At 61.6% G+C, this 18,909-nt stretch carries 14 protein-coding genes and 3 tRNA genes; 9 read left to right on the top strand and 8 right to left on the bottom strand.

Annotated features, from left to right (window positions below; genetic code table 11):
• The first annotated feature begins 157 nt into the window (after nt 1–157).
• The 3 genes from GJR99_RS06845 to GJR99_RS06835 all read left to right on the top strand — a co-directional run bounded on the left by GJR99_RS06845 (nt 158) and on the right by GJR99_RS06835 (nt 3,180).
• A complete protein-coding gene (locus tag GJR99_RS06845) occupies nt 158–1,600 on the top strand; it encodes a single-stranded DNA binding protein (protein ID WP_151110555.1) in 1,443 nt (480 codons plus the stop codon).
• A 135-nt stretch (nt 1,601–1,735) separates the two neighbouring features.
• Nucleotides 1,736–2,167, top strand: coding sequence for a histone (locus GJR99_RS06840; RefSeq protein ID WP_151110553.1), 432 nt, complete (start codon nt 1,736–1,738; stop codon nt 2,165–2,167).
• The gene (locus GJR99_RS06835) at nt 2,167–3,180 is read left to right on the top strand and encodes a histone deacetylase family protein (RefSeq protein ID WP_151110551.1); all 1,014 of its coding nucleotides are present in this window, start codon (nt 2,167–2,169) and stop codon (nt 3,178–3,180) included. The genes GJR99_RS06840 and GJR99_RS06835 overlap by 1 nt, the downstream gene beginning before the upstream one ends.
• Here the strand turns inward: GJR99_RS06835 and cca are convergent.
• On the bottom strand, nt 3,159–4,523 hold the full coding sequence (gene cca, locus GJR99_RS06830) for a CCA tRNA nucleotidyltransferase (protein WP_151110549.1): 1,365 nt from the start codon (nt 4,521–4,523) through the stop codon (nt 3,159–3,161). The genes GJR99_RS06835 and cca overlap by 22 nt on opposite strands.
• Before the next feature lie 136 nt (nt 4,524–4,659).
• On the opposite strand from cca, the gene GJR99_RS06825 reads away from it, so the two are divergent.
• The 4 genes from GJR99_RS06825 (at nt 4,660) to GJR99_RS06810 (ending at nt 6,075) form a co-directional block, all read left to right on the top strand.
• Nucleotides 4,660–4,763 (top strand) — tRNA-Asn (locus tag GJR99_RS06825).
• A 128-nt stretch (nt 4,764–4,891) separates the two neighbouring features.
• A tRNA-Asn gene (locus GJR99_RS06820) sits at nt 4,892–4,995 on the top strand.
• A gap of 100 nt (nt 4,996–5,095) precedes the next feature.
• Nucleotides 5,096–5,170: transfer RNA gene (locus tag GJR99_RS06815), tRNA-Ile, on the top strand.
• A gap of 188 nt (nt 5,171–5,358) precedes the next feature.
• The gene (locus tag GJR99_RS06810; RefSeq protein ID WP_151110547.1) at nt 5,359–6,075 is read left to right on the top strand and encodes a hypothetical protein; all 717 of its coding nucleotides are present in this window, start codon (nt 5,359–5,361) and stop codon (nt 6,073–6,075) included.
• Nucleotides 6,076–6,248: 173 nt separating this feature from the next.
• Here GJR99_RS06810 and GJR99_RS17720 read toward each other — a convergent pair whose 3' ends face one another.
• From GJR99_RS17720 to GJR99_RS06800, 3 genes are all read right to left on the bottom strand, one after another.
• Entirely contained in the window at nt 6,249–6,377 is a 129-nt protein-coding gene (locus tag GJR99_RS17720) for a hypothetical protein (protein ID WP_255518301.1), read from the bottom strand.
• 215 nt (nt 6,378–6,592) lie between these two features.
• Nucleotides 6,593–8,836 (bottom strand): amino acid permease, encoded by a 2,244-nt coding sequence (locus tag GJR99_RS06805; protein ID WP_151110545.1) that lies wholly within the window; start codon nt 8,834–8,836, stop codon nt 6,593–6,595.
• Nucleotides 8,833–9,309, bottom strand: coding sequence for a universal stress protein (locus tag GJR99_RS06800; protein ID WP_151110542.1), 477 nt, complete (start codon nt 9,307–9,309; stop codon nt 8,833–8,835). The genes GJR99_RS06805 and GJR99_RS06800 overlap by 4 nt, the downstream gene beginning before the upstream one ends.
• A gap of 440 nt (nt 9,310–9,749) precedes the next feature.
• Between GJR99_RS06800 and GJR99_RS06795 the strand changes: the two genes are divergently transcribed.
• Together GJR99_RS06795 and GJR99_RS06790 are read left to right on the top strand one after the other, a co-directional pair.
• Nucleotides 9,750–10,553 (top strand): Lrp/AsnC family transcriptional regulator, encoded by an 804-nt coding sequence (locus tag GJR99_RS06795; RefSeq protein ID WP_151110540.1) that lies wholly within the window; start codon nt 9,750–9,752, stop codon nt 10,551–10,553.
• Between the two features lie 248 nt (nt 10,554–10,801).
• Nucleotides 10,802–12,187 carry an FAD-binding oxidoreductase gene (locus GJR99_RS06790; RefSeq protein WP_151110538.1) on the top strand — a complete coding sequence of 462 codons (1,386 nt, stop codon included), beginning with the start codon at nt 10,802–10,804 and terminating at the stop codon, nt 12,185–12,187.
• Between the two features lie 208 nt (nt 12,188–12,395).
• Here the strand turns inward: GJR99_RS06790 and GJR99_RS06785 are convergent, their stop codons facing one another.
• The 4 genes from GJR99_RS06785 to GJR99_RS06770 form a co-directional block, all read right to left on the bottom strand.
• The gene (locus GJR99_RS06785) at nt 12,396–14,426 is read right to left on the bottom strand and encodes a PA domain-containing protein (RefSeq protein WP_151110536.1); all 2,031 of its coding nucleotides are present in this window, start codon (nt 14,424–14,426) and stop codon (nt 12,396–12,398) included.
• 325 nt (nt 14,427–14,751) lie between these two features.
• Entirely contained in the window at nt 14,752–15,177 is a 426-nt protein-coding gene (locus GJR99_RS06780; RefSeq protein ID WP_151110534.1) for a DUF6069 family protein, read from the bottom strand.
• 114 nt (nt 15,178–15,291) lie between these two features.
• Nucleotides 15,292–18,090 carry an aconitate hydratase gene (locus GJR99_RS06775; RefSeq protein ID WP_151110532.1) on the bottom strand — a complete coding sequence of 933 codons (2,799 nt, stop codon included), beginning with the start codon at nt 18,088–18,090 and terminating at the stop codon, nt 15,292–15,294.
• 361 nt (nt 18,091–18,451) lie between these two features.
• Nucleotides 18,452–18,871, bottom strand: coding sequence for a DUF7539 family protein (locus GJR99_RS06770; protein WP_151110528.1), 420 nt, complete (start codon nt 18,869–18,871; stop codon nt 18,452–18,454).
• Nucleotides 18,872–18,909: the final 38 nt, after the last annotated feature.

Genomic DNA, 18,909 nt, shown 5'->3' with positions numbered 1-18,909 from the left:
CACCACTCGGTATGCCGTCTGATTCGGGTCACTGCTCCACCGTACAAACCACGAGGAAAACAACGCTTAAGCGCCGCCCTTCCCTGTTCGACGCTAGAATGAGTACGACGTGTGGTCTGCGGCGACGTGCGGACAGTGGACAGGGGGGTGACGTCTGATGGGCGTCATCGAAGACGTCTACGAGGACCTCGACACAGACGTCGAATTCGAGAAGTTCGAGGCCGCGGTGAAAGACAAGGTCGAACAGATGGGTGGTCTCGCGGACGAAGAGACCGCAGCGATGCTCATCGCCCACGAACTCCGCGACGAGGAGGTCAACGGAATCGCCGACATCGAACCCGGCATGGAGGACGTGAAGTTCCTCGCCAAGGTCGTCAGCATCGGCGAGATTCGGACCTTCGAACGCGACGGCGAAGACGAAGACGGGCGCGTCCTCAACATCGAAGTCGCGGACGAAACGGGCCAGATTCGCGTCTCGTTGTGGGACCAGATGGCCGCGGGTGCCGAAGAGAACCTCGAAGTCGGGACGGTCCTCCGTATCGCTGGCCGGCCGAAAGACGGCTACAACGGCGTCGAAGTCAGCGCCAGCAAGGTCGAAGAGGACATCGAGGCCGAGGTCGACGTCCAGATTCTCGACAGTTACCGCGTCGAAGACCTCGCGTTGGGTCTGTCGGACGTGAACCTCAAAGGGAAACTCCTCGATACGGGCGACGTCCGGACGTTCGACCGCGACGACGGCACCGAAGGCCGTGTCTCGAACCTCTCGCTCGGTGACTCGACGGGCCGCATCCGCGTCACGCTCTGGGACGAACGAGCGGACCTCGCGGAGGAACTCGAACCCGGCGTGTCCGTCGAAGTCGTCGATGGATACGTCCGCGAGCGAGATGGCTCCCTCGAACTCCACGTCGGGTCGCGCGGTGCCGTCGAGGTCATCGACGAGTCTATCGAGTACGTCCCCGAGACGACGGATATCGCCAGCCTCGAAATCGGCCAGACGGTCGACATCGCAGGTGGCGTCATCGAAGCAGACGGCAAACGGACGTTCGACCGAGACGACGGGTCGCAAGGTCAGGTCCGGAACATCCGCGTGAAAGACGACACCGGTGACATCCGCGTCGCACTCTGGGGCGAGAAAGCCGACACCGACGTCGACCTCGCGGATTACGTCGTCGTCACCGACGTCCAAATCAAAGATGGCTGGCAGGACGACTTGGAAGCCTCTGCTGGTTGGCGGTCGTCTGTGACGGTCATGGACGACGCTCCCGACGGCGCGAGTGGGACCACCGACGACACGTCGGGTTCGACGAGCGACCAGGGCCTCGGTGCGTTCTCCGGTGAGAACGCCTCGTCGAAGTCCACCGAATCCAGTGGTACAACTGCGGAGACGTCCGCGTCGAGTGCCGACGGTGAAGCGGTCGAGTTCACGGGAACGGTCGTTCAAGCCGGCAACCCGGTCATCCTCGACGACGGCACGCAGACCAAGACGGTCGAGACCGACGCCGAACTCGGACTCGGCGACGACGTGACCGTCAACGGAACCGAGACTGACGGCCGCATCACCGCAGACTCCGTCGAAGTTCACACCGGCGCGAAGCGATAACCGACGACACGCGAGTCACACAGGACGGGCTGTGTGTCGCCGAATCAGACGGGTATCCAGCGACGCGGTTTGGATAAAATCCAGAAGCCGCCGCGACGGAAAGGATTATACGCCGGACGGACCCGATATGTGGGTATGAGTGTCGAGCTACCGTTCGCCCCGGTAGACGCGATTATCCGGCAGAACGCGGGTGACCTACGGGTGAGTGCGGGTGCGGCCGAGGAACTCGCTCGCCGGATTCAAGAGCGCGGTTCCGAGTTGGCGATCGACGCCGCCGAACGGGCGACTGCGGACGGTCGCAAGACGTTGATGGCCGAAGACTTCGGCGTCCAGCAGGTCGTCGACCGAGACGACCTCTACCTCCCCGTCGCACCCATCGACCGTATCGCACGGCTCCAAATCGACGACCGTTACCGCGTCGCGATGGACGCGCGAATCGCTCTGGCCGATATCCTCGAAGACTACGCCAACAACGTGGCGAGTGCGGCGGTCAAACTCGCTCACCACGCCGACCGGCGGACGGTCCAAGCCGAGGATATCGAGACCTACTTCTCCCTGTTCGAATAATGCGCTTCGGCTACAGTGAGGCATGTCTCGAGCACGATACTGGGCCGCGACATCCAGAGACTGCGGACCGCCTCCGCGCGATTCGACGAGGACTGGCGAAACGCCACGGCGTCGAATACATCGAAGCACCCCCGACCGACAAATCGACGGTCGCCGCCGTCCACGACACCGACTACGTCGACGATTTCGAATCGTTCTGCCAGCGCGGTGGGGGCAACTGGGACCCCGACACGGTCGCCGTCGAGGCGTCGTGGGTCGCCGCACTCGCGTCTGCTGGTCTCGCAGAGTGGGCCGCACGCTCGGCCCTCGACGGGAAGAACGGACGCGACACGCCGTTCTCACTCGGCCGCCCACCGGGACACCACGCCGTCGAAGACGACGCCATGGGCTTTTGTTTCTTCAACAACGCCGCCGTTGCCGCGCAGGCGGTCATCGACGATGGACTCGCCGAGCGCGTCGCCATCTTCGACTGGGACGTCCACCACGGAAACGGAACACAGGACATCTTCTACGACCGTGAGGACGTGTTCTACGCCTCGATTCACGAAGACGGACTCTACCCCGGAACGGGCGAAGTCGAAGAGACCGGCACGGGCGACGCGGAGGGGACGAACCTCAACGTTCCACTCCGGGCAGGTGCGGGCGACGCCGACTACGTCTACGCGTTCGAAGAGACGATTGGCCCCGCAGTCGAGCAGTTCGACCCAGACCTGTTCATCGTGAGCGCCGGATTCGACGCCCACCGACACGACCCAATCTCCCGGATGCGCGTCTCGACGGAGGGGTACGCGATGCTCACCGAGCGTGTCCGTGACATCTGCGAGGAGACAGACACCGCGCTCTCGTTCGTTCTCGAAGGTGGGTACGGCCTCGATACGTTGTCAGAAGGCGTCGCAATCGTCCACGAGACGTTCGACGGCCGACTCGCGATGGACCCCGACGAAGAACCCGACCAGAAGAACGTCGAACTCGTCGACGAGATTCGAGACGTTCACGGCCTCGGGTCGAAGTAGCGACCCAACTCGTCTCCGAACGAGTCGGCGAGCGTCGCAACCTCGTCGCCGACGAGAACTTCGTAGCCGTCTTCTCGAAGCATCGACTCGACGTGTTTCCCGAGTGCGACGTCGAACAGCGCGTCGCTCGTGAGGAACGCCGTCGCCGTCGTGAACTCACGTGGTCGTTCGACGACGAACCGGTCTCCATCGAGGAACGGGCCGTAATGGTCGTCGCCGTGGTCGGCGTAGGCACCGTAGAATCCTTCGGCGTGGTTTCTGACGTGGACCGGTGGCCCATCGTGGCGCTCGACTCGGGGGCGTTCTGCGACCGAGAGTTCGACGAACAGCACCGCGTCGCCGGCCGCGAACGTCGCCTTCCTGAACACGTCGAACTCGCGACGGTCGAGTCCGTCTGCGACGCCGTCGAGGGACTTCCGAAGCTGTGGATAGAGTTGGTCGTCGACGAGGTCCGGCGCGGTGAAGACGATAGCGACGGGCGTCGTCCCACGGCGTTCGAGGTGGTCGCAGATACCCTCGGCATCCAGCGCCGGCGGGTCGGCGAGGAAGAACAGTTCTTCGCGGGGGTTCGAGAGGAGACTGCGGGCGTAATGCTGGAGCCGGGCAACGTTCTCGGCCGAACAGACGGCGGCGACGTTTCGCTCGGGGTCGGTCGGGTCGATGACGACGAGTGGGTCCGAGAAGCTCCGTGTTCCGTGGTCTTCGGGGTCGAACTCGACCTGTGGCTTCCAGTCGGCGGCGGCGCGGAGCAGCGGTTCGAACCCGCCGTATTCGAGGACGAGCAGTTCGGCGAGGTAACCCGAGAAGCCCTCTGTTCGGAGGTCGCTCCCGTAGGCGCCGATTCCCTTCAAGAAGCGTTTGAACACGCGCACGTCGGCCGCGAGGTCGTCGTCGAGGCGCTCGGTGAGGTAGGTGTTGTGGAAGGGCGTCCGGTCGACTGCCGAGCGGATGTCGGGCGCTGTGGGCACGTCGTAGCAGGGGACGAGGTCCACGTCGAAGCCCTCGTAGTCGCCTTTGACGTAGGGGTGTTCGGCGTACTCTTCGTGCCCATCGGGGAGCACGGCGTGGCCGACGGTGAGGCCGTACTCCGCCAGCTTCTCGCGCGAGAGGTCCTCGGGAAACCGGACGAAGAGGTCGATGTCGCGGTCACCGGAGAGCCACGTGCCACGGGCGGTACTGCCGACTTGCAGCACGTCGGCGTCGACGGGTAGGTCCGCGAGGGCGTCGTGGACGCGTGACTCTAGTTCCGCCGCCGCGTCGACGAGCGCCCGACGTTCCTCTTCGTCGGGGTCGATACGCTCGCGGACCGCGGCGACGACCGAGTCGAGGTCCGAGTGTGTCATGGAGGTGGGTTCCGCCCCTGCCGGCGAAAACGTGACGGTGCAGCGGTGACCTCGTCAGTCGCTGGCATCTGCCAGCCGTCGGGTGAAAACGAAAGCCCTATCAAGAAACGTCGAATACGAAGCAATGCAGACGAAAGCCGCCGTAGCTCAGTTGGTAGAGCACCTCGCTGTTATGGATTGCAGTCCCGGCTGCTGTCCGCAGACACGAGGTGGTCCCAGGTTCGAGTCCTGGCGGCGGCGCTTCTCTCACTTTCACTGACTTCGAGTCGTACCGTTATTCGAGCGTCTGCACGACCCGATTCCGAAGTGGTGACACCTCGTCCAAAGCGAAATTCACTTCAAACTGCTCTCGATACAATCGAGTGCGAGCCGCCGTAGCTCAGTTGGTAGAGCACCTCGCTGTTAGGGACCGCAGTTTCGGCTGCCGTCCGCAGACACGAGGTGGTCCCAGGTTCGAGTCCTGGCGGCGGCGCTTTTCGCTTCAGTCACTCGGTGAGCGACTGTGATTCGACTCCTCGATGGCGACGCCTTCTGATAAGACATAAGAGGACGGCCGGAAAAGAATCGACCGAGGGCCCTTAGCTCAGTCTGGTCAGAGCGCTCGGCTCATAACCGGGTGGTCATGGGTTCGAACCCCATAGGGCCCATATTTCCTGCGAACGCCAGTGAGCAGTGAAATCTGAACCGCTATCGCGGTTCGAATCAGAGAACAACTCGTTGCGACCGAGGTTCGAACCCGTGACCCGTACGAACTCACTCGATATCGCCAGAATTGCAGACGAGCACGAGGCGACTGGGGGATTTAATACGGCAGATTTGATAAAATAAATACATAATGGCCGGCCTTTCCCCATCTATTTTCACGATTTCTGCAATCATCACGATAATAACCGGAATCTGGTTTTTCAGAGAGCGAATCGTGGAACTGTCTGAGATATTCGAAGAGAGGTATCGCCCCGAGCTTATCTCGGGGATATTTTCACCTCACGCCGATGTGCGAGTCGTCGAGGACTCCATCGACTTCAAGAACCTCATCAAACCAGCAGCAGATAACGCTGCGGTCAAAGTCGATATGATTTCGATGCACATGGCGACAGTGGACAAGATACAGGACGAGCAATTCCCGAATCCAAACGTTGAACATCGAATCTTGTTGTTGGACCCCCTGGCAGAGTCGAATGCCTCCGACGCTGGTCTGTCGGGCATCGAGGCCGCACGCCGATCGAAATTCCAAGATAACGAGTTAATAACGAATGACAAATTCGAAAGACAATTTGATTGGTTCTATGACAATTTAAAGAGTGAGAAGTGGAAGAATGTACACGTCAGGCTCTACCGAACGACGCCGTGGTTCCGCGGCGTGTTCATCGATTCACACTGCGCTGGTTTCCTGCTGACTCCCACTATACAAGATGGCAGACGGACGGCTAAATTTTGGACAGAAGACAGGAACGTCGTCGAAATATTAGAGAACAACTTCAACGACATTTGGAACGATAAACGGACGGTGGACTTCGAGCGATGGTATAAAAGGAATGTGGACGATTTGTGACTTCGTATCGAAACTACAAACGAAGACGCGCAGATGTTGGGTGACGTCGCCCCACCTCCAACGACTCACGGCGAAGTAGGAGCAGAGATAAGTCGTTCAGACGCCGCGACTCTCTCGTCCAATCCTCGTCAGTGTCCCCCCACACACCGCAGCCACGACGACGTGCATCGCCATCAGGACGACGACGCCCGGAACACGTCGCGTTGCTTCTTCTCTGGCGAACTCCCTGCCGTCTCGGTGGGGCTCGTGCGCTCTATCTCTTTGATTTCGACCGCGAGGAGAGTGCGCTTTGCTTCCGGCACCGACCAGATACCGGCACCGGGCTCAAGAACGGTACTCTCTGCGAGCGGAACGTTTCACCCCTGACGATTTGTGACAATGCATGGATACTACTATTCGGAATACAACGCCGGGCCAAGGCCTGAAATATCACTTCCCTTAGAGCCCAAACTTTCCTGCGAACGTCAGCGCGCCGTGAAATCTGAACCCCAGAGGGCTTTTTCCCTGCCGTGTCGGTTCAGCCGAACAGACGCTCCCGAATCGACCGGGGATGTGGCCGTTCGGCCAGCAACACGGTCGTCTCGAGGTCGTCGAGCACCGAGAGCTTCAACGACCCGCCCACGATTCGGGACACCAGTCCTCGCTCTGTCGCTCCGACGATGACGAGTGACTTACCGGCCGCCGCGTCGCCGATTGCGGTCTCGACGTCTCCCGTCTCGACGAGCAGTTCCACGTCGTCCAGTTGGTGTTCTGCGGCCCACTGTTCGATGAACTCACGGCCCTCGGTGACGGTGTCGGCGACGTGCAGGACCGAGATTCGTGCGCCGGTCGTCTCCTGCAACGCTTTCGCGACGGACGCAGACAGGTCCGAGGAGTGACCACCCGCTGTCGGGAGGAGAACGTCGCTCGCGTCGAACCCCCGTTCGTCGAGGACGAGGACGTCACACGGGAGGTCGTGGGTCAGTTCGTCGAGCGCGCCCTCGACCCGCCCGCCGTGGAGTTTCGTCCCACTGTGGCCCATGACTAATCTGTCGACACCGGCCTCGCGCGCGAGGTTGAACACTTCGCGGAGCCCTTCGTGGGAGAGGATGGTCCGAGTTTCGACTGGGACGTCTAACTCCTCGGCGTCGCGCCGTGCATCGGCCATGAGCTGGTTCGACGTCGTCGAGATGCGGTCACGCTGGGCTGCTGCAGCTTCCAACGAGGTCTGGTCCGGTACCTGGATGACGTGCGTCGCGACGAGACGGCCGCCGTCGTGCTTTGCGAGTGTGGCTCCGAGCGTCACGAGGGCCCGCTCGGTTCGTGGATTCGAGAGGGCAACCATCGTCGACGGTGTGTCCGAGGCGTACCCCGAGCCATCGGGCGCGACGGTCGCCGCTGCACCGACGACTGCTGGAGGCAGGTCGCCGTCCCTGTCGAGGATGTACCGTCCGAGCAACCCCTGTTCGGTGGTGTTCTTCCGCGCGTAGACGACGTACCAGACGACGGCACCGACGACGAACAACCCAGAGAGGAGGAGTTCGTCGCCCCCGACGAATCCCAGCAGACCGAGCGACAGCGCGATGCCGACGATCGGCGTAATCGGATAGAGGGGAACGGTGAAGGCAGGGTCGTACTCGGGGTCGGTCTCCCTGAAGACGATGAGCGCGGCGTTCATGAGTGCGTAGACCACGAGGTGCAGGACCGTCGCGGCTTTCGCGAGCACTTCGATGTCGCGGCCGAGCGCCGCGATGAAGACGATGATCACTGCGCCCGTGACGAGTATCGAGCGGTACGGTGTCGCGTACGTCGGGTGAATCTCGTTGAGCCAGTTGGTCACGATTCGGTCTCGCCCCATGGCGAAGTTGATTCGGGCGGACGCCAGAATCGACGCGTTCGCGCTGGAGGCAGTCGCCAACAGGGCACCCAGGGTGACGATAGTGACCGCGATTCCCGCAAACCCGCCGGGGAATGCCACCAGTGTCGCCTGGGTCAGCGGTGCACTCTGGCTCAGGTCCGGCCACGGAACCACACCGAGCATGATGCTCACCAGAATCGAGTAGAGGACGGTCACGATGACGACGCTGCCGACGATGGCGAGCGGGAGGTTCCGCCCTGGATTCTTCAGTTCCTCTGCGACGGTCGCAATCTTCGCGTAGCCGAGGAAGGAGACGAACACGAGTGCCGTCCCTGGGAGAATCGCACCGTACCCCAGCGGGGCGACGCCACCGTCACCGAGAAGCGTCGCGAGGTCGAACGACAGCCAGCCCTGTATCGCGAAGAGGGCCAGAATCGCCAGCAGGATGGTGACGATGACCGTCTGCACCCCGCCGGTCTCCTTCGCGCCGATAAAGTTGACACCGACGAAGATGGCACCTGCGACGAGCGCACCGACCTGGACGTCGGTGAGGAACAGGACGTCCGGCATCGAGACTAGCGTGGCGAGATACTGCCCAAAGCCGATGCTGTAGAACGCCGACGCGAACGCTAACCCCATCCAGTCACCGAGGCCCGCGATGGAACCGAACAGCGGACCGAGTGCGCGATTGACGTAGTAGTAGCCGCCGCCAGCTTTCGGCATCGCCGTCCCGAGTTCGGAGACGGACAACGCGTTCACGAGCGCGATGAGGCCACCGACGACGAACGAGGCAACGACCACCGGGCCAGCAGTTCTGGCCGCGACGCCTGGCAAGACGAAGATACCCGCTCCGATCATCGTCCCGATGCCGATCGTCAGTGCCGAGAGGAGACCGAGGTCTTTCGCGAGTTCTTCGTCACTCATCCGCTGACCTCGGTGTCGTCGTCTCCGCCGTACCGATTCGGTGACGTGTGTACACGCCCTGCCGAGTCGAGCGAAACGACCGGCAGTTCGGGGTCTGTCACGAGTCGGGTCGTGGTATCTCCGGAGAGGAACCGCGCGAGACGGGTGCCACCACGAGAGTGGTACGCGATTGCCGTCGCGTCGGTCTCACGCGCCGTCGCGACGATTTTCTCGGCGACGTTCGTTCCGAACTCGACTCGCGTCTCGACGGTCACGCGCTCGCCGAGTCGTGTTTCGACCGTCGACAGGAATCCGTTCGCGTCGGTGACCCGTTTCTCCATGGGTGCTTTATCGACCACTCCACCACCTTTCTCGATGACGTGTACGACGGTCACGTGCTGGATGTCGGCCAGATACGGAGCCAGTGCAGTCACAGTCGCGATTGCGTCTCGTTCGTCAGCAACCGGTACGACGACGCGCTCGAGGATGGACATCTCTTCAGCCACCTCCGCTGACCGTCGGTGGGTACCGACGTCGACTCACCTGGTGGTTGCGGGCTATCCACCGTTGGACGACACCCCGTTCTCCGACGAGGCGAAGCGAACCGGTTTTTTTTCGATGTCCGTCCAGCGGACCACTGTCGGCTGTCACTCCATTCATGGCTGTCCCAGGTTGGGATGTGAGATAAATGTTCTCTTTCAATTTTTGAATCAGCAATATAGTGCCCAATATTTTTTCACTTCCGAACCAATCGCGACGGAGGACACACGGCCTGGGTGGAGTCGTCGAATCGGCCCTAACGCGCTCGAACCATCGGGTAGGCGTCTGTCGGAACACGCCTGCATATTCTGTGTCGCAAACTCCGACCCTACGAGAAAAGCGTTATATGAGAAACGGTGGTATTGAATTTCGGAAACCTAACTCTTCCAGCTACATGCCATACCGCAACATCGACCACCGGCTCGACGAGATCGACCGACGTATCCTCCACGCGCTCATGGACGACGCCCGCGACACCTCCGCGAGCGCGCTCGCGGCAGCGGCCGGTGTCTCGGGGGCGACCATCCGAAATCGTATCCACAAACTCGAAGACGTCGGCATCATTCGTGGATACAACACACAGGTCGACTTCGAACTCGCCGGCGGCAAACTCACCAACCTCTACCTCTGTGACGTGCCTGTGACCGAACGCCAGGCGGCCGCGTACGAGGCGCGCGCGATTCCGGGCGTGATCAACGTTCGGACACTGATGACCGGCCGTCGGAACCTCCACGTCCTCGCGGTCGGTGAGAGTACCAGCGACCTCCGACGTATCGCCCGACGCCTCACGGACATCGGTATCCACATCGAGGACGAAGACCTCGTCGAAGAGGAGATATTCGCCCCGTACGGCCCCTTCGACCCCAACGATGGTGACCAAACGCCCGAAGCGAACGACTTCATCAGCCTCACCGGCAACGCGAGCGTCGTCGAAGTCACCGTTCAGTCCGACGCCCCCATCGCCAACCTCGCGCTCGAAGAGGCCGCTCGACAGGGCATCCTCGACGAGGACACGCTCGTCATCGCCATCGAACGCGACGACCGCGAACTCACGCCGCACGGTGACACCATCGTCTCCCCCGACGACATCGTGACCATCCTCTCTCGAGCAGGTGAAGACGGTGACGCGCTCTCGGCGTTTCGTGAACCGCGACGGGAATCGGAATCGGAATCGGAATCGGAATCGGCGACACAGTAACGTCGTCGACGAACTCGGCAGTCGAGTCCTGTTTTGCCGTCGACACCCCGTGTTCTGTGTCTCGACGACCGACTCTCAAGAGTGAGTGAAGTCCACGAATTCAGGCGCATTTTGTCCACTATCTCGGGAACTCGGTGTTCCCTGAGACAAATGGTAACGAATAACACACCGTGTGGAGTACTAGAGCTAGCGCACTTTCTGCATTCGGACGACGAACAAACGATGGTGGGGGTGCGCGTGAGGCAACAATGGCTACAGCAAGAGACGATGCAACGATTACCGGCAAACTTCGGGACTCGTTCCGGGGGAACTTGATACGCCCTGGGGACCCGGAGTTCGACGAAGAACGAGCGATTTACAACGCGATGATAGACAAGCGTCCGCAGCTCATTGCCAAGTGCACTGACGTCGCGGACGTCATCGCAGCGGTCAACTACGGCCGCGAGAGCGGACTCGAGACGGCGGTTCGGGGCGGCGGACACAACGGACCGGGCCTGTCGTTGGTGGACGACGGACTGGTCATCGACCTCTCGGAGATGAACGGCGTCCGTGTCGACCCCGACGCGCAGACCGTTTCTGTCGAAGCAGGCTGCCGGTGGGGTGACGTCGACCACGCCACCCACGCGTTCGGCATGGCGACGGTCAGCGGAATCATCTCCACGACGGGTGTCGGCGGACTGACGCTCGGCGGCGGGCACGGCTATCTGACACGGAAGTACGGCCTGACGATCGACAATCTAGTCGGTGCCGACGTGGTGCTAGCCGACGGGCGGTTGGTACACGCGAACGAACGAGAGAACCAAGACCTGTTCTGGGCGATTCGTGGCGGCGGTGGCAACTTCGGTGTGGTCACCTCGTTCGAATTCACGCTCCACCCAGTGGATACAGTCGTCGCCGGACCGATGTTCTGGCCGTTGTCGGAGTTGAAGACGACGATGCGCTGGTACCGTGACTGGGTGCGGCAGGCACCCGAGGACGTGTACGCCTTCTACCTCGTCGGTGAGGTTCCAGGCGACCCGTTCCCACCGGAGATTCACGGCGAGAAGATGTGCGGACTGATGTGGTGTTGCTTGGGAGGCGAGGAGCAAGCCGAATCGATGCTCCAAACTGCCCGCGACGTGGCCGAACCGATGTTCGAACACGTCGGAGAGATGCCGTACCCCGCACTCCAAGGGATGTTCGACGACCTCTATCCGGAAGGCGACCAGTGGTACTGGAAAGGTGACTTCGTGCGCGAACTGAGCGACGAAGCTATCGACGAACACCAGCGCTTCGCGGAAGTGCCGACCCCACAGTCGTCGATGCACCTCTACCCGATAGACGGTGCCGTCCACGACGTGGACAGCGACGAGACTGCGTGGTCCGTCCGCGACGCGAACTGGTCGATGGTCATCGTCGGTGTCGACCCCGACCCGGCGAACGTCGACAAACTGACCGACTGGGCCAAAGCGTACTGGGAAGCAGTCCACCCGCACACCCTCGGTGGGTCGTACGTCAACTTCATGATGGAAGAAGGAAGCGAGCGGATTCGCGCCACCTACGGCGACAACTTCGAGCGGTTACAGAAGGTGAAGGCGAAGTACGACCCCGAGAACTTCTTCCACGTGAACCAGAACATCGAACCCGCCGCGTAGCGGCGAAGAACACAGACTCTCATTTTTGGTGTCGGTTCGACGGGCGTGCCGAGCGCGTTTTCGGTGTTGCGTCGCGAGATGATGTACTCGGAAAAATCCTCGTCTCGTTCGACGAGTATCCGAAGACGAGTTCGTTCGCCTTCGGGTGTCTCGAGTCGGGCGTTTCGGTCCGTCTGTTCAGGTCACGGTGACCTGTCGGTTGGTGTCGTTACCGGTTTCGCTTTTCGGAGCCAGAGCCGAGTTCCTTCAGGACGTACAGACCACCGTTGCGGTCGGAAGCGTAAATCCATGGGCTGTTCTTCTCTTTGTCGATGCCCCAGACGTCCTGGATGCCACCGTTCTGGTCTTCGAAGTCTTCCCCACCCGGACTGTACCGAGCGACTTCGACGGGGTTGTAGGGGTCGCTGATGTCGAGGATGAGCACGCCGTCGGAGTACCACGAGATGTACACCATGTCGTCTTCGACGATGATGTTGTGGACCGAGTAGGTGCCACGACCGTCGCAACTCTCATCGTCGGGGTTGGCGCTGCACACCGTGTCGAACTCGCTGGCGAGTACTGGACTCGATTCGTTCGAGTAGTCCCAGATGCGGAGGTTGCCCCAGCGACCGTAGCCACTCTCGACTTCGACTGACGCACCGCTCTGGCCGACAGCGAGGCCAGAATCGTCGGCGACGCCGAGAATCGCGAGGCCCGTCGAGTGGCCGACGAACACACCGGGAATGTCGATTGGGTCTCCCCCCATCGTCACGAGTGCGTCGCCACGGGCTTCGTCGTTGAACACGACCATGCCTGCGTAGCCAGCGTCGATGACGTTCTGGCCCTTCGAGGAGAAGGCGCACACCCCGCGCTGGATGACCGCGATGTGGTCTGGAGATGGTGCGGGGGGAACGGTGGCTGCGTCACACGCGAGGCCGACGTACGTCGTTGGACCGCTCATCGTGCCGTCGGGGAGGTCGGCGATGGGGTTGGTGATTGCCCCTTCCGAGACAGGATATCCGCCCGCGTTGGGGCCACTCGTAATATCGAACGTGAGCGAGAACGGGTTGAAGTCCTCTTCACTTTCGACGACGACGCTGCCGTCTGCGTTCGGGAACGCCTGGTGACTGTTGACTTCGCCGTCGCCTGCTGACGGGTCGATAGCAACCGAGACGAGCTCTGGGTTCGCCGGGTCCGAGATGTCGAGGAGGACCAGTCCGGCGTCCCAGTTGGCGAGGTACGCATGGGTGCCGTCTTCGCTGACGGTCACGTCGTGCAGGAAGCGGTTCTGTGAGGTACCGTAGCCACTGAACAGGTAGGCGTCTGCTTCGAGTATCTTGTTGAAGTCGGTCGTCGAAGCCCAATCGACGTCGGGGAACAGGAGGCTCTCGGCACCCCATCCGCTCACGAGCTCTGGGTTTTCCGGGTCCGTGATATCGAATATCTGGAAGTTGCCGAACTCGCTCTCGACGACGGCGGCGATGTAGTCCTTCGCACCTTGCGTGAAGAACCAGAGGTTGTGGACGCCGAAGTCGACGAATCCGAAGTTGACACGCATGAACGCGCTGATATCGTCGGTCTGGACGTGTGCAAGGTGTTGCGGTGCGAGCGGGTCGTCGACGTTGTAGAGTTCGAAGCCACCTGGGCCGCCGCCACAGGACTCGTTGGAGTGCGCGAGGATACGACCGGAGTTCATGTTCGCGACTTTCACGTCGTTAGTTCGACTGCCAGCCACGGAGGGGACGCTGCCGACGTACTTCGGTTTGTTGGGGTTCTTGACGTCGAAGACGGTGATTCCGGGGCCGAGTAGGTCGTCTACGAGTTCGCCACTTCCGGCTCCGGCACCCGTCCCACAGGGCGTGTTGAACGTCCCGATATAGGCATAGCCATCGAGTGCCCACACGTCGGTCGTTCCGTTTGGGAGGAGGCGTTCACCGCGTCCCGCGAGTGCGAGATTCTTGACGACGTGAGCAGATGGACCGCTGCTGACGACACTGTTGTGCTCGGCGTCGAGGTCGCTGAGCGGTTGACTCGGGTCAGGTGCCCCGTGGCCGTTCAGACCGCGGTGGACCTCGTGGCCGTCCGACTCGGATGGGTCGTCGGTAACGCCACCTGGGTGTGCACTGGCTACTCCTGAGAGTACACCGACGGCCCCGAGGCCGCCGACGCCGAGCATGGAGAGTATCGAACGGCGGGAGACGGAGGTTCGCGGGAGGGACGAGGACGATTCAGACTTGCCGTTAGTATCATTCTTAGACATGTATCTCAACACAGTTGATGCGGTCGACCGTCACGGAGGACCAATCTCGTGTTGTAGAAAATTAGTTGTCATCCAATTATATATAATCATCGACAATGTAGAATCTGAAATATTCTGTTTACTTCTATCTCCGGCCTTATCCACCGTGATTTAGAGATACAATTATCACTTGAAGGAAGTTATTCGAGCTGTCATTTATCGGGTCCAATCACTGATCTTTGCACGGCGTATGCACTCCCCTAGTTTCAGACGGCCCCACCGACGAAAGAGCGAATCTTTCGACTTCAGCGACTCGCACCAAAACGAGGCCGGCAAGAGGGAGTGTTCAGACCGCGTCGGGTTCTCGCCCAATCTTCGTCAACGTCCCGACACAGACGCCTGCGACGACGACGTGCATCGCCATCAACACGAGGACGCCCGGAATCGTCGCCTGCGGGTCGCCGAACAGCAGGCCAATGTCCGGCAGGAACGAGACGACTAACACTGCGAGTGCGACGCGAAGGAAGGTTCGGTCGGGGTTCTCGACGCGCGTCGTGAGATAGCCGTAGACGAGCGTCGCCCCAACTGCACCTGCTCCCGAGAGGAACAACACCGATGGGTACGAGAGTGGGGCGAACGGTTGGACTGCCCCACTCGCCAGGACGAGCGCCAAGACGAGCGCATTCGCGGCGAGGGAGAGAGCGACGGCGGTGAGTCCCCGTCGAACGAGAACGGACCGAGTCGGACGAACAGTGGGTGTTATCGTTGACATAGCAACATGTACTATGTCACCACCGCGCATGAACTGCGCGGCACACGACGTGAACGACCGAAAAAAGACCGGACTTCAATCGAACGAGTCAGAGAGACCCGCCGACAGTCCTGGTCAGTCTTGGGTCAGCAGCCGGCGCAGGACGTAGTGGAGGATACCACCGTTTTCGACGTACTTCACCGCGGCGGGCGTGCCGACCTGCGCGGTCACGTCGAACTCGACTTCCGTGCCGTCGTCTTTCGTCGCGACGACGGTGAGTTCGTCGTTCACTTCGAGGCCGTCGTCGAGGCCCTGAATGTCGAAGTACTCGGAGCCATCGAGGCCCAGCGACTCCCACGAGTCTCCGTCTTCGAACTGCAGGGGCAGGACGCCCATGCCGACGAGGTTGTCGCGGTAGATGCGCTCGTAACTCTCTGCGATGGTCGCGCGGACGCCGAGGAGGTCCGTTCCTTTGGCCGCCCAGTCACGACTGGACCCAGTCCCGAACTCGACACCCGAGAGGACGACGAGCGGGGTTCCTTCGTCGCGGTAGCGACCACTCGCTTCGAAGACAGTCGTCTCTTCGCCGGTCGGGTGGTGGATGGTGTAGCCACCTTCCACGTCGTCGAGCATCTGGTTCTCGATGCGGACGTTGGCGAACGTCCCGCGCATCATCACCTCGTGGTTGCCCCGGCGAGAGCCGTAGGTGTTGAAGTCCACGGGGTCGACGCCGTGGTCCACGAGCCACTGGCCTGCGGGGAGGCTCGAACCGAACGGGCCGGCGGGACTGATGTGGTCGGTCGTCACGGTGTCGCCGAGCGTCAGCAGACACCGAGCGTCGTCGATGTCAGAGACGCCGGGTTCGTCGAGTGGGAAGTCCTTGAAGAACGGCGGTTCGCGGATGTAGGTGGAGTCGTCGTCCCACTCGTAGACGTCGCCGGTCGGGGCTTCGAGTGCGTCCCAGCGCTCGTCGCCTTCGAACACTTCGGCGTACTTCTCGCGGAACATCTCGGGTTCGACGCTGTCGTGGATGGTCTGTTGGACTTCGCTAGTGTCCGGCCAGATGTCTGCGAGGTAGACTGGCTCGCCGTCGTCGTCGGTTCCGAGCGGTTCGTTCTCCAGGTCGATATCCATCCGTCCGGCGAGGCCGTAGGCCACGACGAGTGGCGGACTCGCGAGATAGTTGGCGCGAATCTTCGGGTGGATACGAGCCTCGAAGTTCCGGTTCCCACTGAGGACGCTCGTCGTCCACAGGTCGTGTTCGTCGATGGCGTTCTCGATGGCTTCGGGGAGTGGCCCGGCGTTGCCGATACAGGTCGTACAGCCGTATCCGACCACGCTGTACCCGAGGTCTTCGAGGTACGGGAGCAGTTCGGCCTTCTTCAGATACTCCGTGACGACCTGACTACCGGGTGCGAGACTCGTCTTGACGTAGTCCGGCACGTCGAGGCCTTTCTCGACTGCGTTGCGGGCGAGGAGTCCCGCCGCGAGCATCACCGACGGATTCGACGTGTTCGTACAACTCGTGATGGCGCTGACGACGACGCTTCCGTGGCCGATTTCGGCTTCGGTCCCGTCGTCCATCTCGACGGTGACGCGCTTGGTCAGCGGGTGGAGGTCGGACTCGTCGGCCGTCTCGGCGACTGCTCCGCCGTCGCCGGCGAGTTCGGACCCGCCACCTCCTTCGCCTAACCACTGTTGGAGTTCGTACTCGTCGTAGTCGTCGAGTTGGTCTTCGAACTCACCGTGGACGAGGCCACGGAAGTGCGTCTTCATGTCGCCCATCGCGACGCGGTCCTGTGGGCGCTTGGGGCCGGCGAGACTCGGTTCGACGGCAGAGAGGTCCACATCGACCGTCTCGGTGTACTCGGGGTGTTGCTCGCCGAACAGCCCCTGTGATTCGAGGTATTCGCGGACGACTTCGATGTGTTCGGGGTCGCGACCAGTGAGTTCGAGGTAGTCGAGGGTCGCCTCGTCCACCGGGAACATGCTGATGGTCGACCCCTGTTCGGGTGCCATGTTGGAGATGGTGGCACGGTCTGGCACCGAGAGGTTCTGGACGCCGGGGCCGAAGAACTCGACGAACCGGTCGACGACGCCGACTTCGCGGAGTTGCTCGGTGACGTGGAGGACGAGATCGGTCGCCGTCGCACCCTCGGGCAGGTCGCCGTCGAGTTTGACACCGACGACTTCGGGGAGTTTCATCGTAATCGGCTGGCCGAGCATCGCCGCTTCGGCCTCGATTCCACCCACACCCCAGCCGACGACGCCGATACCGCCAATCATCGGCGTGTGACTGTCGGTTCCGACGAGAGTGTCGGGCAAGAGCCACTGGTCGTCGCGCCACTCTCGGTCGTGGACGACCTGTCCGAGGTGTTCGAGGTTCACCTGGTGGACGATACCCGTCCCCGGCGGCACGACGCTGAAGTTGTCGAAGGCGTTCTGTGCCCACTTGAGCGCTTTGTAGCGTTCTGCGTTGCGCTCGTACTCGAGTTCGACGTTCTTCTCGTAGGCGTCGCCGGTTCCGAAGTAGTCGACCTGCACGCTGTGGTCGATGACGAGGTCACACGGCACCTCGGGTTCGACGACTCTGGGGTCTTTTCCTGCTCGGTCGGCCGCAGACCGAAGTGCGGCGAGGTCCACGACGGCCGGCACGCCAGTCAGGTCCTGTAACACGACGCGAGACGGGGTGAACGGGACTTCGACGTTCGGGACGTCGGGTTCCCACGACGCCGCGTTCCGGACGTCGTCTTCGGTGATGATGTCACCGTCGACGTTTCGCAGAACGGATTCGAGGAGGATTCGGATACTCACCGGGAGTTTGTCGAGTTCGCAGAGGCCCTGTTCTTCGAGGACGGTCAGGTCCGCCATCTTGTACGTGGTCTCTCCGTGTTCGAGTTCTCGGATTGCACCGAATGGATCGGTATCTACCATTGTCTTTCCCTAGGAACTCATTGGCCTTGAATCGATGACCTCAGAAATGGGGGCAACGCAAACGGAGAGGGGGTGCCCTCGGTGGGATATTTTCACCGGAAGCGAGCCCGTTCAGAACGCACGACAGACACGGCACAGACTCGTCACTGTGTCTCGGGCGACTACGACTGTCTCCGTCTCCGTCGACCACTGAGGTCGCCAGCGACGATGACACCGCCGTGTTCCAACAAATCGGCAGAACAGTCCCAACAGCTATACCACATCTCGTGGCCGCGAGCGACGACGACGGTCGACCGGTCACCGCACTGGTAACAGGGGCGTCGTTCTGGGGGGTGAATGACGCGCATCGTTCTGCGTGGGGTTACTCTTCGGGGACGCTCGCGACGCCGACGAACTCGTTTACTTCGTCTTGGATGTATCGTCGGACGCGCTCGCAGTAGTCCCACAAGAGGTCGTTGAACTGTTCTCGCTCCGGTTCGGACAGACTCTCCTCACCGCGTGACCACTCGACGGGAATCTGGGGGTGACGCGTACAGACGACCGACAGCGGGTGATTCTTCGGATGTCCCATGACGATGGCGTAGTCGTCGACGCCCCAGAGACCGTCGTCGCCGTCGCTGGCGAGCGCTTCGTCGACGCGGTCGAGAAGTTGACGCTCCTCGCTCGTGACGACAGCGCTGTCGCCGTCGAACAGTTCACGATACGCCTGGTCGCGCGCCGTGTAGGTCCACCCGTCGAGTTGCTCTCGGGCCTGTTGGAGGCGTTGTCTGTCGGCTTCCATAGTCGTATAGTAGTGCGCCGAGGTGATATGATTACGCC

It is taken from the genome of Haloferax marinum, from assembly GCF_009674625.1.
GTDB lineage: Archaea > Halobacteriota > Halobacteria > Halobacteriales > Haloferacaceae > Haloferax > Haloferax marinum.
The sequence above is the reverse complement of the archived record's forward strand: the minus strand, read 5'-3'. Positions and strand labels throughout refer to the sequence as shown.

Bases quoted from the DNA above. Each gene is read 5' to 3' on its own strand.
- GJR99_RS06770 (WP_151110528.1), bottom strand. From the start codon at position 18,871: ATGGAAGCCGACAGACAACGCCTCCAACAGGCCCGAGAGCAACTCGAC.
- GJR99_RS06780 (WP_151110534.1), bottom strand. From the start codon at position 15,177: ATGTCAACGATAACACCCACTGTTCGTCCGACTCGGTCCGTTCTCGTT.
- GJR99_RS06790 (WP_151110538.1), top strand. From the start codon at position 10,802: ATGGCTACAGCAAGAGACGATGCAACGATTACCGGCAAACTTCGGGAC.
- GJR99_RS06785 (WP_151110536.1), bottom strand. From the start codon at position 14,426: ATGTCTAAGAATGATACTAACGGCAAGTCTGAATCGTCCTCGTCCCTC.
- GJR99_RS06835 (WP_151110551.1), top strand. From the start codon at position 2,167: ATGCGCTTCGGCTACAGTGAGGCATGTCTCGAGCACGATACTGGGCCG.
- GJR99_RS06795 (WP_151110540.1), top strand. From the start codon at position 9,750: ATGCCATACCGCAACATCGACCACCGGCTCGACGAGATCGACCGACGT.
- GJR99_RS06805 (WP_151110545.1), bottom strand. From the start codon at position 8,836: ATGAGTGACGAAGAACTCGCGAAAGACCTCGGTCTCCTCTCGGCACTG.
- GJR99_RS06840 (WP_151110553.1), top strand. From the start codon at position 1,736: ATGAGTGTCGAGCTACCGTTCGCCCCGGTAGACGCGATTATCCGGCAG.
- GJR99_RS06800 (WP_151110542.1), bottom strand. From the start codon at position 9,309: ATGTCCATCCTCGAGCGCGTCGTCGTACCGGTTGCTGACGAACGAGAC.
- cca (WP_151110549.1), bottom strand. From the start codon at position 4,523: ATGACACACTCGGACCTCGACTCGGTCGTCGCCGCGGTCCGCGAGCGT.
- GJR99_RS06810 (WP_151110547.1), top strand. From the start codon at position 5,359: ATGGCCGGCCTTTCCCCATCTATTTTCACGATTTCTGCAATCATCACG.
- GJR99_RS06775 (WP_151110532.1), bottom strand. From the start codon at position 18,090: ATGGTAGATACCGATCCATTCGGTGCAATCCGAGAACTCGAACACGGA.
- GJR99_RS06845 (WP_151110555.1), top strand. From the start codon at position 158: ATGGGCGTCATCGAAGACGTCTACGAGGACCTCGACACAGACGTCGAA.